The organism is Rhodococcus pyridinivorans, assembly GCF_900105195.1.
Taxonomy (GTDB): Bacteria; Actinomycetota; Actinomycetes; order Mycobacteriales; family Mycobacteriaceae; genus Rhodococcus; species Rhodococcus pyridinivorans.
In genome coordinates, this window is record NZ_FNRX01000002.1 from 3,178,501 (window position 1) to 3,190,480 (window position 11,980).

Genomic DNA, 11,980 nt, shown 5'->3' on the forward strand with positions numbered 1-11,980 from the left:
ACCCGATCGCAGTGCCGACGCTACTGCTCCGCAGGCGTCGGCGCGAGTATTGAAATCACCCGATTCTGCTGCGTTCCGCCAGCAGAGGTCCCAGCGCGTCGAGCACGCGGCTGGCCATGAGGGCCTTCGACCCGTGGGCGAGGGCGGTTTCCGAACCGTCCGCGGACAGCAACCAGCCGTTGTTGTCGTCGACCTCGAAGGCCTTACCTTCGCCGACGGCATTGACGACGAGAAGATCGCATCCCTTGCGGGCGAGCTTCTCGCGGGCGTAGGTGAGCACGTCTCCGTGTTCGTCGCCGGTCTCCGCTGCGAACCCGACGATGACCGTCTCGGCGGACAGACCGCCTTCGGCACGCGCTCGGACGAGACCGGCGAGGATGTCGTCGTTCTTCGTCAGCGCGATGGAATCGGGTTCGCCCTCGCCTTTCTTGATCTTGCTGGTCGCGAAGGTGAAGGGCCGGAAATCGGCAACGGCCGCGGACATGATGACCGCGTCGGCACCCGAGGCGTGCTTGGCGACGGCGTCCTGCATCTGAGCGGCCGTCTGGACGCGCACGACGTCGACCGCGGCCGGGTCGTCGAGACCCGAGACGCTGCCGGCGACGAGCGTGACGTCGGCGCCGCGCTGAGCGGCGAGACGGGCGAGCGCGTAGCCCTGCTTGCCGGACGACCGGTTGCCGAGGAAGCGCACCGGGTCGAGGGGCTCACGGGTACCGCCGGCGGACACGACGATGCGGCGACCGGCGAGGTCGCGGGGCAGCGCGTCGGCCCGCTCGAGCAGCAGCGAGGCCAGATTGAAGATCTCGTCGGGTTCGGGCATGCGCCCGGCACCGGTGTCCTTGCCCGTCAGCCGACCCGAGGCCGGTTCGACGACCACGGCACCGCGGCGACGCAGCGTCGCGACGTTGTCGACGGTCGCGGGATGCTCCCACATCTCGGTGTGCATCGCGGGCACGAACATCACGGGGCACCGCGCGGTGAGCAGGGTGGCCGTGAGGAGGTCGTCGGCGCGACCCGCGACCGCCCGCGCCATGAGGTCGGCGGTGGCCGGAGCGACGACGACGAGGTCGGCCTCCTGGCCGAGCCGGACGTGCTGCACCTGCGGCACCTCGGCGAACACACCGGTCTGCACGGGATTGCCGGAGAGCGCCTCGAAGGTGGCGCGCCCGACGAATTCGAGGGCGGACTCCGTCGGGACGACCCGCACGTGGTGTCCGCTCTCGGTGAAGGCCCGGATCAGTGCGCAGGACTTGTAGGCGGCGATGCCACCGGCGACACCGACGACGATGCGGCGGCGCTGCACGGATCCGGCCTCGCCGCTCGAAGCGGGGTTGCTCACTCGCCTTCGGTGTGCTCGAGCAGATCCGAGTGGATCTCGCGCAGGGCGATCGACAGCGGCTTCTCCTGCAGACCCGGCTCCACGAGGGGGCCGACGTACTCGAGGATGCCGTCGCCGAGTTGGTTGTAGTAGTCGTTGATCTGGCGTGCCCGCTTGGCGGCGTAGATCACCAGCGCGTACTTCGAGGAGGCGCGCTCGAGCAGCTCGTCGATAGGCGGGTTGGTGATACCCGTGGGGGTGTCGTAGACCGGAAGGGTGTTGCCCTCGAGGTCGGTCGCGGCTGCCTGGATGCTGCTCACTCGGTGTTCTCCTGAGATGTCGCGGGATGGGAGGGCGCCGGAACCGGCAGCCGGATGCGCTCGAGGCGCGGACGGATCAGTCGGCTCCGGGTCCAACCAACAAGGATACCAATTCATCGCAGGCCCGGTCGACATCGTCGTTGACGATCACGACGTCGAACTCGTCCTGCGCGGCCAGTTCGCTGCGGGCGGTATCGAGCCTGCGAGCGACGACCTCGTCGGTTTCGGTGCCTCGGCCGGTGAGGCGCTCGACGAGCACCTCCCAACTGGGCGGGGCGAGGAAGGCGAGGACTGCGTCCTGCATCGCTGCACGGACGGCCCGCGCACCCGCGAGGTCGACCTCCACGAGCACCGGATGTCCCTCGGCGAGTGCGTCGAGCACCGGCTTGGCCGGCGTGCCCGATCGCTGCAGGCCGCCGTGGATGTCGGCCCATTCGAGCAGTTCGCCGGCTTCGATCATCCGGTCGAACTCGGCGCGGCCGACGAAGTGGTAGTCCACTCCGTCCACCTCGCCCGGTCGCGGGTCCCGGGTGGTGGCCGAGACACTGAAGTGCAGATCCGGGATCCGGCTCCGCAGAAGGCGTACGACGGTCGACTTACCCACCGCGGAGGGTCCGGCCAGTACCACCAGCCGGCCCCTCCGCGTTGCGGGTGCGCTGTCCGTCACGGGTCGTGCGTCAGCTACCACGTGCTCAGGCGTCGAAATCGAACCTGGCGAGCAGGGCCTTGCGCTGACGGTCGCCGAGGCCGCGCAGACGGCGGGTCGGGGCGATCTCCAGCTCGGTCATGATTTCCTGCGCCTTGACCTTGCCGACCTTCGGCAGGGCCTCGAGCAGAGCCGACACCTTCATCTTGCCGAGGATCTCGTCGTTCTCGGCGTCCTTGAGCACCTGCTTGAGGTCGGTGCCGCCGCGCTTGAGGCGCTCCTTGAGCTCAGCCCGGGCACGACGGGCAGCAGCCGCCTTCTCCAGAGCAGCGGCGCGCTGCTCATCGGTCAGCTGGGGAAGGGCCACGGTTCCTCCGTCTCATCGTTGGCTTTCGAGTCTTCACCGCTGTAACCAGCGGCGATAGCGACCGTACTCACGACCACCGACGAATGCGAACCCACCCCCCGGCGATCCGCTCGAAAATCCGTGCGGTAGTGCACGCCGTTTCCGCAGTGGATCTCGCACCCTCCGATCGGCATCGAGACATCGCCACGAACTGCTCGAACAGTGAAAAACCGCAGGTCACCGGGTATTCGATGCGACAGAGCGGGCCACATCGGGTCGGGCGGCTCCCCGGCTCACCGACCCGCTGCTCCGGCGCTTCGGCGGGCCGAGAAACTTTTTTCCCATTCCGCGTGTCGCGCCACTCCGAGCGCAGGTCAGAGTGCATACGAGCGATATGTACGACTCGTGCCCGGATCGCGCGTGGCGATCCGGGCACGAGAGTCGAACGTCTCAGTTCGTCAGGAAGGCGAAGCCGTCCAGGGTGCGGGCGACGGCGGCCCGCAGGTCGGCGACGGACGGGCCGGCCCGCAGCACGTCGCGTGAGACGTTGGGCACGACCGCCCGCAGGTGGTCGCCTGCGAGTCGTCGCACGTCGTCGGCGGTGCCGCCCTGGGCCCCCACTCCGGGCATCAGGATGGGCCCGTGGAGGTCGGACAGGTCCGGTGCCTCGGTAAGGGTCGCACCGACCACCACACCCACGGAGCCGAGCCCTGCGGCCCCGTCCGTGGGGGCAGCGCTGTTGCGAGCAGCGCACTCGTCCACCACGGCCTGCGCGACGGTGCGCCCGTCGTCGAGCCGCGCGCGTTGGAACTGGGCACCCTCGGGATTGGAGGTCGCCGCGAGCACGAACACCCCGCGGCCCGTTCCGGCGGCCAGATCGAGCGCCGGGGCGAGCGAACCGAAACCCAGATACGGGGAGACGGTCACCGCGTCCGAGCACAGCGGAGAGCCGTCCGACAGCCAGGTGCGTGCATAGGCGTCCATCGTGGAGCCGATGTCACCGCGCTTGGCGTCGGCGAGGACGAGCGCCCCCGCCTCCCCCAGGTGCGCGATGGTGCGTTCGAGAACCGCGAGACCGGCGGAGCCGTAGGCCTCGAAGAACGCCACCTGCGGCTTGACGACCGCGACGGTGTCGCCGAAGGCCTCGACGCACAGTTCACCGAACCGAGCCAGGCCGTCGACGTCGTCGGCGAGCCCCCACGCGGTGAGGAGCCCCGGATGCGGGTCGATGCCCACGCACAGCGGCCCGCGGCGCCCGAGAGCGTCCGCGAGTCGCTGCCCGAAGGGTGTCACGCCTGTTCGGCGGGTACGCCGCGCAGCCGCGCGTGCATCCGCTGGATCGAGCTGACTCCGATCTCACCGCGCAGTGCCGCCTCGATACCCTGCACGGCCGCGGAGGCACCCTGCACCGTGGTGACGCACGGGATGTTCGCGGCGACCGCCGCACTGCGGATCTCGTAGCCGTCCACACGCGGACCGGCGTTGCCCCAGGGGGTGTTGATGACCATGTCCACGTCTCCGGCGCGGATGCGGTCGACGACGTCGAGTGCGCCTTCCGGCTTGTCCTCGCCGGAGACCTTGTGGACCTGCTCGCAGGGAACACCGTTGCGGCGCAGCACTTCTGCCGTTCCCACGGTAGCCATGATGTGGAAGCCCAGGTCGGCGAGGTGCTTGACCGGGAAGATCATCGACCGCTTGTCCTTGTTCGCGAGCGAGACGAAGACCGTGCCCGAGGTCGGCAGGGAGCCGTAGGCGGCGGTCTGGCTCTTCGCGAACGCGGTTCCGAAGTCGTCGTCGAGGCCCATGACCTCACCGGTGGACTTCATCTCCGGGCTGAGCAGGGTGTCGATGCCCGTGCCGTCGGCACGCCGGAACCGGTTGAAGGGCAGCACCGCTTCCTTCACCGCGACCGGTGCGTCGAGCGGGATGTCGCTGCCGTCGCCCTCGGCCGGGAGGATGCCCGCGGCACGCAGCTCGGAGATGGACTCGCCGAGCATCACCCGGGCGCAGGCCTTGGCGAGCTGCACCGCGGTGGCCTTGGAGACGAACGGCACCGTGCGGGAGGCCCGGGGGTTCGCCTCGAGGACGTAGAGGATGTCGTCCTTGAGCGCGTACTGGACGTTGAGCAGGCCCTTGACGCCGATGCCCTTCGCGAGCGCGGCCGTCGAGCGGCGGACGTTCTCGATGTCGGCGCGGCCCAGAGTGATCGGCGGCAGCGCACAGGCCGAGTCGCCGGAGTGGATGCCGGCCTCCTCGATGTGCTCCATGATTCCGCCGATGTACACGTCGGTGCCGTCGCACAGCGCGTCGACGTCGATCTCGACGGCGTCGTCGAGGAAGCGGTCGACGAGCACGGGGCGGTCGTCGGAGATCTCGGTGGCGTTGGAGATGTAGGTCTCGAGCGCCTTCTCGTCGTAGACGATCTCCATGCCGCGACCACCGAGCACGTAGGACGGGCGCACCAACACCGGGTATCCGATGCCGGCGGCGATCTCGCGCGCACCCTCGAAGGTGGTGGCCGTGCCGTACTTCGCGGCCGGCAGGTCGGCCTCCTCGAGCACGCGCCCGAACTCACCGCGATCTTCCGCGAGGTCGATGGCCTCGGGCGAGGTACCGACGATCGGCACCCCGGCGGCCTTCAGGCGACGCGCCAGGCCGAGCGGGGTCTGGCCGCCCAGCTGGACGATGACGCCGGCGACGGTGCCGGACTCGCACTCGGCGCGGTAGACCTCGAGGACGTCCTCGAAGGTCAGCGGCTCGAAGTACAGGCGATCGGCGGTGTCGTAGTCGGTCGAGACCGTCTCGGGGTTGCAGTTGACCATCACGGTCTCGTAGCCGGCCTCCGACAGCGTCAGCGCGGCATGGACGCACGAGTAGTCGAACTCGATGCCCTGACCGATGCGGTTCGGGCCGGAGCCGAGGATGAGCACCTTGGGCTTGTCGCGCTGCTCCGCGACCTCGGACTCGGCCGCGGGGTCGAGCTCGTAGGTCGAGTAGTGGTACGGCGTCTTGGCCTCGAACTCGGCGGCGCAGGTGTCCACGGTCTTGTAGACCGGGTGGATGCCGAGCTCCTGACGCAGGGCGCGCACCTCGTCCTCGGAGGCGAACTGCGCCGGGCGCAGGGCCGCGATCTGCCGGTCGGAGAAGCCGTGGTGCTTGGCGTAGCGCAGCTCGGTGGCACCGAACTGCTCGGCGTTGCGGACGTCCTGGCCCAGCTCGACGATGTGCGCGAACTGCTCGAGGAACCACGGGTCGATCTTCGTGGCGTCGAAGAGCTGCTCGACGGTCGCACCGAGCTCCCGGGCCCGGGCGATCCGGTAGAACCGGCCGTCCGTGGGGGTGCGGATCTCCTCGAGGATCTCGTCGAGAGTGCCCTCGATCTCGGGGCCCGTCCAGAAGCCCGCGGACTTCGTCTCGAGCGAGCGCAGCACCTTGCCGAAGGCCTCGGAGAAGTTGCGGCCGATCGACATGGCCTCACCGACCGACTTCATGGTGGTGGTGAGAGTGCCGTCGGCGCCGGGGAACTTCTCGAAGGCGAACCGCGGGGCCTTGACCACGACGTAGTCGAGGCTCGGTTCGAAGCAGGCCGGGGTCTCCTTGGTGATGTCGTTGACGATCTCGTCGAGCGTGTAGCCGATGGCGAGCTTGGCGGCCATCTTCGCGATCGGGTAGCCGGTGGCCTTCGACGCGAGTGCCGACGACCGCGACACGCGCGGGTTCATCTCGATGACGACGAGCCGGCCGTCGCGCGGATCCATCGCGAACTGGATGTTGCAGCCGCCGGTGTCGACACCGACCTCGCGCAGGATGGCGATCGAGAGGTCGCGCATCTTCTGGTACTCGCGGTCGGTGAGCGTCATCGCGGGGGCGACGGTCACCGAGTCGCCGGTGTGCACACCGACCGGGTCGACGTTCTCGATCGAGCAGACGATGACGACGTTGTCGGCACCGTCGCGCATGAGTTCGAGCTCGTATTCCTTCCAGCCGAGGATGGATTCCTCGATGAGCACGTTCGCGGTGGGCGAGGCCGCGAGACCACCGCCGGCGATGCGCTCGAGGTCGGCGTCGTCGTAGGCCATGCCGGAGCCGAGGCCGCCCATGGTGAAGGACGGTCGCACCACGACGGGGAAGCCGAGTTCGGCGACGGTCGCACGGACCTCGTCCATCGTGTAGCAGACGGCCGAGCGAGCGGATTCGCCGCCGCACTTGGTGACGATGTCCTTGAACTTCTGCCGGTCCTCGCCGCGCTGGATGGCGTCGAAGTCGGCGCCGATGAGTTCGACGCCGTACTTGTCGAGGATGCCGCGCTCGGACAGCGCGACGGCGGTGTTGAGGGCGGTCTGGCCGCCGAGGGTCGCGAGCACCGCGTCGATCGGGGTGCCGTTGGCCTGCTCGGTCGCGATGACCTTCTCGACGTAGTCGGCGGTGATCGGCTCGATGTAGGTCGCATCGGCGAACTCGGGGTCGGTCATGATCGTGGCCGGGTTCGAGTTCACGAGGGAGACCCGCAGGCCCTCCTCGCGGAGCACCCGGCACGCCTGGGTGCCCGAGTAGTCGAACTCGCAGGCCTGTCCGATGACGATCGGGCCGGACCCGATGACCAGGACGTGGGAGAGGTCGGTACGGCGTGGCATCAGTTCTTCTCTCCCTCGAGCATGCGGGTGAAACGATCGAACAGGTAGGCGGCGTCGTGCGGTCCGGCCGCCGCTTCGGGGTGGTACTGCACGGAGAAGGCACGGCCGTCGAGGAGCTTGACGCCCTCGACCGCACCGTCGTTGGCGCAGGTGTGGCTGACGACCGCGCGACCGAACGGTGTGTCGAACTCCTGGCCGGCCTCACCTTCGAGCGCGAACCCGTGGTTCTGCGCGGTGATCGCGATGCGGCCGGTCTCGTGCTCGACCACCGGGATGTTGATACCGCGGTGACCGAACTTCATCTTGTAGGTGCCCAGGCCGAGTGCGCGGCCGAGGATCTGGTTGCCGAAGCAGATGCCGAACAGGGGCAGACCCTGGCCGAGCACCTCCTTGGTCAGGTGCACCGCGCCGTCGGCGGTCGCCGGGTCGCCCGGCCCGTTGGACAGGAAGACGCCGTCGGCCTTCAGGTCGAGGATGTCGTGCAGCGTCGCGGTGGACGGCAGCACGTGCACACGGATGCCGCGCTGGGCGAACATGCGCGGGGTGTTGGTCTTGATGCCGAGGTCGATGGCCGCGACGGTGAAGCGGGCCTCGCCGTCGGTCGGTTCGACGACGTAGCCGGAGGTGGTGCTCACCTCGCCGGCGAGGTCGGCGCCGAGCATCGAGGGCTGGCTCTTCACCCGGTCGAGCAGGACGTCGATGTCGAGGTCGTCACCCTTCCAGGCGAGGGCGTCGCCGGAGAAGATGCCGGCGCGCATCGAACCGCGGGTGCGCAGGTGCCGCACGAGTGCGCGGGTGTCGATGCCCGCGAGACCCACGATGTTCTGCCGCTCGAGTTCGTCTTGCAGCGAGCCGGTGGCACGCCAGCTCGACACGCGACGCGAGGGGTCGCGGACGATGAAGCCGGCCACCCAGATCTTGGACTCGGCGTGATCGCCGGTGGGGCCGACGGACTCGTTGTCCTCGTGGTTCCAGCCGGTGTTGCCGATCTGCGGTGCCGTGGCCACCACGATCTGCCGGTGGTAGCTGGGATCGGTGAGGGTCTCCTGGTAGCCGGTCATGCCCGTGCTGAAGACGGCCTCGCCGAGGGTCTGTCCGACCGCACCGAAGGGGATGCCGCGGAAGACCCGTCCGTCCTCGAGGACCAGCACAGCCGTGCCGCCGCCGAATGTTCTGCCGCTCATGCGTTGTCTCCGTTCTTATCGACCGCACCAGAGCCGGCCGCACGGGCTGAGATCTCGCGTGTCGTGATCGTCGTGTTGTTCGTCGTGATCGTCATCGTCGTTGTGATCGTCACCGTCTCAAGATTTTTCGTCGTTCCCGTTCGTCCAGAGCGGGTAGATCGACTTGTCGTCTCCGCGGAAGCCCGTGTCGATCTCGGTCCCCGAGGGCAGCTCCCAGCGGATGACCAGCACCCCGTCCTGGGACATGACCTTGCCGGCCAGCCCGCGCTCGGTGCGGATCGCACGGATCGAGTCCTGCGGGATCCAGATCGGGGATGCACCGTCGCGTTCGAGCAGCGCACCGGATCGGTAGCGCGACAGTTCCGCGTTCGCGCGGTGTCCGAGGTCGCCGACCGCGACGCGGTCCTGCCAGCTCGGCGCGAGGGTGCTGCCGACGTACAGGCCCGTGCTCGGCTCGACGAGCCGCTCCCCCAGCTCCGCGGGCACGGTCGGCAGTTCGCCGACCGCATCCCGCTGGCGTCGGGCGCGTCCCTTCCAGCCCTTCCACATCAGCAGGACGAGCACCACCCAGAGCGCGAGGAAACCGACGGTGATGAGAAAGCGATCCATGTCGGTTCCTACCTTTCGGTCGAGCGCGGGAACACCGCACCGTCGCGGGCGGTGATCCGTCCGCGCAACACGGTGGTGGTGACCCGGCCCGGCAGGGTCATGTCCTCGTAGGGCGTGTTGTGGGAGATGCTCGCGAGGTCGGGACCGTGCACCGTCCACTCGGTATCCGGGTCGACGAGCACGATGTTCGCGGGTTCGCCCACCTCGAGCGGCCTGCCCTGGTCGTCGAGGCCCACGATCTCCGCGGGACGCTCGCTCATGACCTTCGCGACGCCGCGCCAGTCCAGCAGGCCAGGCCGGACCATCGTCTCGATCACGACGGACAACGCCGTCTCGAGTCCGAGCATTCCCGGACGTGCCTGTGAGAACTCGCAGCACTTGTCCTGTTCGGCGTGCGGGGCGTGGTCGGTGGCCACACAGTCGATGGTCCCGTCCGCGAGGCCGCGGCGCAGTGCTTCGACGTCGGATCTCTCGCGCAGCGGCGGATTGACCCGGTTGATGCCGTCGTAGCTCTCGAGACGCGAGTCGTCGAGGAGCAGGTGGTGCGGCGTGACCTCGGCGCTGATCGAGATGCCCTGCGAGCGTGCCCACCGGACGAGCTCGACGGTGCCGGCCGTCGACGCGTGGCAGATGTGCACGCGCGCTCCGGCGTCGCGGGCGAGCAGCGCGTCGCGGGCGACGATGGACTCCTCGGCGGCACGGGGCCAGCCGGTGAGGCCGAGACGCGCCGCGGTCGGTCCTTCGTGCGCGACGGCACCGACGGTCAGCCGCGGCTCCTCGGCGTGCTGGGCGATCAGGACACCGAGCGAGGCCGAGTACTCGAGCGCGCGACGCATGAGCAGCGGGTCGTAGACGCACTTGCCGTCGTCGGAGAACATCCGCACGCCACCGACACCGGCGGCCATCGTGCCCATCTCGGCGAGCTGCTTGCCCTCGAGTCCGACGGTGACCGCACCCACGGGGTGGACGTCGACGAGCCCGACCTCGCGGCCGCGGCGCCACACGTGATCGGTGACGACCACCGAGTCGGCGACCGGATCGGTGTTGGCCATCGCGAACACCGCGGTGTACCCGCCGCGCGCCGCGGCGGCCGAGCCCGAATCGACGGTCTCGGTGTCCTCGCGGCCCGGTTCGCGCAGGTGCGTATGCAGGTCGACGAAGCCCGGGAGCATGATCTGCCCCGTGCCGTCGACGATCTCCGCGTCGTCGCCGACCTCGAGGTCGGTTCCGACGGCGAGGATCTGCTCGTCGCCGAGCAGCACGTCGACCGGATCGCCCTCGCCGTAGAGGCGGACGTTGCGGATGAGCACCTGCGGCGTCACCTGTGTGTCTCCTGTTCCTGTGTCTCCCGGGTGGGAAGTGTGGGTCACGACAGGTTCCCTTCCGTCCCCACGAGCAGGCGGAAGAGCACCGCCATCCGCACGTGGACACCGTTGCTCACCTGTTGCAGCACCGCGCTCTGCGGGGCGTCTGCGACCGGGAAACCGATCTCCATGCCCCGGAGCATCGGACCCGGATGCAGGATCACGGCGTGCTCCGGCAGCAATGCCGCGCGCTTGGCGTTGAGTCCGTATCGAATCGAGTACTCGCGGGCGGACGGGAAGAACCCGCCGTTCATGCGCTCGGCCTGCACCCGCAGCATCATGACCGCGTCGAGGGTGGGAAGTTCGGCTTCGAGCGAATCGGCGACCGTCACCGGCCAGGTCTCCACTCCCACCGGCAGCAGGGTGCGGGGAGCGACGAGCACGACCTCGGCGCCGAGCATGCTCAGCAGCAGCGCGTTCGACCGGGCGACACGGCTGTGCAGCACGTCGCCGACGATGCCGATCCGGCGGCCTTCGATCGAGCCGAGACGCTGGCGCAGGGTGAGCGCGTCGAGCAACGCCTGAGTGGGATGTTCGTGGGTACCGTCGCCGGCGTTGACCACGGCCGGTCCGGAGCCGGATTCGTTGGTCCACTGCGCGATCCGGTGCGCGGCACCGGAGGCGGAGTGACGGACCACCAGCGCGTCGGCGCCGGCGGCGTGCAGGGTCAGCGCGGTGTCGCGCAGCGATTCGCCCTTCTTCACCGACGAACTGGACGCCGAGACGTTGATGACGTCAGCGCTCATCCACTTGCCGGCGACCTCGAAGGACACGCGGGTGCGGGTGGAGTTCTCGTAGAAGACGGTCATGATGGTGCGGCCGCGCAGCGTGGGGAGCTTGCGCACCTCACGCCCGAGCAGTGCCTGCTCGAACCGCTCGGCCTCGTCGAGAAGCCCCGTCGCGGAGTCCTTCGTCAGATCCGCGATGGTGAGCAGGTGTTTCACTGGGACTTGCCTCCGGAGATCTCGACGGCGTCGCGCCCGTCGTGTTCGGTCAGCAGCACGCGGACGTCCTCGCTGCGCGCGGTGGGGACGTTCTTGCCGACGTAGTCGGCCCGCAGCGGCAGTTCGCGGTGGCCGCGGTCGACGAGGACCGCGAGTTGCACCGCGCGGGGTCGTCCGAGATCGCGCAGGGCGTCGAGCGCGGCGCGGACGGAGCGTCCCGAGAACAGGACGTCGTCGACGAGGACGACGAGGGTGTTGTCGACTCCGCCCTCGGGCACCGAGGTGCGCTCCAGCGGGCGGTGCGGCTTCGTGCGGAGGTCGTCGCGGTAGAGCGTGATGTCGAGCGAGCCGACCGGGACACGGACGCCGGCGAATTCCTCGATGCGGTCGGCGAGGCGCTGGGCGAGGGTGATCCCGCGGGTCGGGATGCCCAGGAGTACGACACGCGGTGCGTCCTCGGGGGTGTCGAGAGCGGTCTTCTCGATGATCTGGTGTGCGATACGGGAGATCGTCCGGTGGACGTCGGCAGCGGAGAGCAGCTCACGCGCCGGCACGCCGGTACCGGAGGACGTAGTGGGGGTAGAAGCTGTGGACCCGTCCTCGGACACGGCCATA

General features: G+C 69.2%; 11 protein-coding genes. All 11 read right to left on the reverse strand.

Features of this window, described 5'->3' with window-relative positions; genetic code table 11:
- Positions 1–55: 55 nt before the first annotated feature.
- Positions 56–1,339 carry a bifunctional phosphopantothenoylcysteine decarboxylase/phosphopantothenate--cysteine ligase CoaBC gene (coaBC, locus tag BLV31_RS15035; RefSeq protein WP_041803329.1) on the reverse strand — a complete coding sequence of 428 codons (1,284 nt, stop codon included), beginning with the start codon at positions 1,337–1,339 and terminating at the stop codon, positions 56–58.
- Positions 1,336–1,638: a DNA-directed RNA polymerase subunit omega gene (gene rpoZ, locus BLV31_RS15040; RefSeq protein WP_006551452.1), complete on the reverse strand. Its 303-nt coding sequence runs from the start codon at positions 1,636–1,638 to the stop codon at positions 1,336–1,338. Before rpoZ ends, coaBC begins: the two co-directional genes overlap by 4 nt.
- Before the next feature lie 76 nt (positions 1,639–1,714).
- Complete coding sequence (gene gmk / locus BLV31_RS15045) at positions 1,715–2,266, reverse strand: guanylate kinase (RefSeq protein ID WP_016691679.1); 552 nt, start codon at positions 2,264–2,266, stop codon at positions 1,715–1,717.
- A gap of 64 nt (positions 2,267–2,330) precedes the next feature.
- Complete coding sequence (mihF, locus tag BLV31_RS15050; protein WP_006551450.1) at positions 2,331–2,651, reverse strand: integration host factor, actinobacterial type; 321 nt, start codon at positions 2,649–2,651, stop codon at positions 2,331–2,333.
- A gap of 429 nt (positions 2,652–3,080) precedes the next feature.
- Entirely contained in the window at positions 3,081–3,923 is an 843-nt protein-coding gene (gene pyrF / locus BLV31_RS15055) for an orotidine-5'-phosphate decarboxylase (protein ID WP_064060291.1), read from the reverse strand.
- On the reverse strand, positions 3,920–7,264 hold the full coding sequence (carB, locus tag BLV31_RS15060; protein ID WP_064060290.1) for a carbamoyl-phosphate synthase large subunit: 3,345 nt from the start codon (positions 7,262–7,264) through the stop codon (positions 3,920–3,922). The genes pyrF and carB overlap by 4 nt, the downstream gene beginning before the upstream one ends.
- Positions 7,264–8,448: a glutamine-hydrolyzing carbamoyl-phosphate synthase small subunit gene (gene carA, locus BLV31_RS15065; protein WP_006551447.1), complete on the reverse strand. Its 1,185-nt coding sequence runs from the start codon at positions 8,446–8,448 to the stop codon at positions 7,264–7,266. Before carA ends, carB begins: the two co-directional genes overlap by 1 nt.
- A 117-nt stretch (positions 8,449–8,565) precedes the next feature.
- Positions 8,566–9,057, reverse strand: coding sequence for a PH-like domain-containing protein (locus BLV31_RS15070; protein ID WP_039587126.1), 492 nt, complete (start codon positions 9,055–9,057; stop codon positions 8,566–8,568).
- Positions 9,058–9,065: 8 nt separating this feature from the next.
- Positions 9,066–10,379: a dihydroorotase gene (locus tag BLV31_RS15075; protein ID WP_024100784.1), complete on the reverse strand. Its 1,314-nt coding sequence runs from the start codon at positions 10,377–10,379 to the stop codon at positions 9,066–9,068.
- A 44-nt stretch (positions 10,380–10,423) separates the two neighbouring features.
- Complete coding sequence (locus BLV31_RS15080; RefSeq protein ID WP_016691672.1) at positions 10,424–11,365, reverse strand: aspartate carbamoyltransferase catalytic subunit; 942 nt, start codon at positions 11,363–11,365, stop codon at positions 10,424–10,426.
- Positions 11,362–11,979: a bifunctional pyr operon transcriptional regulator/uracil phosphoribosyltransferase PyrR gene (pyrR, locus tag BLV31_RS15085; RefSeq protein ID WP_024100783.1), complete on the reverse strand. Its 618-nt coding sequence runs from the start codon at positions 11,977–11,979 to the stop codon at positions 11,362–11,364. Before pyrR ends, BLV31_RS15080 begins: the two co-directional genes overlap by 4 nt.
- Position 11,980 lies beyond the last annotated feature (1 nt).

What these genes read in the sequence shown, in the direction of transcription:
- carB (WP_064060290.1), bottom strand. Translation starts at nt 7,264, where the DNA reads ATGCCACGCCGTACCGACCTCTCCCACGTCCTGGTCATCGGGTCCGGC.
- carA (WP_006551447.1), bottom strand. Translation starts at nt 8,448, where the DNA reads ATGAGCGGCAGAACATTCGGCGGCGGCACGGCTGTGCTGGTCCTCGAG.
- BLV31_RS15070 (WP_039587126.1), bottom strand. Translation starts at nt 9,057, where the DNA reads ATGGATCGCTTTCTCATCACCGTCGGTTTCCTCGCGCTCTGGGTGGTG.
- pyrR (WP_024100783.1), bottom strand. Translation starts at nt 11,979, where the DNA reads ATGGCCGTGTCCGAGGACGGGTCCACAGCTTCTACCCCCACTACGTCC.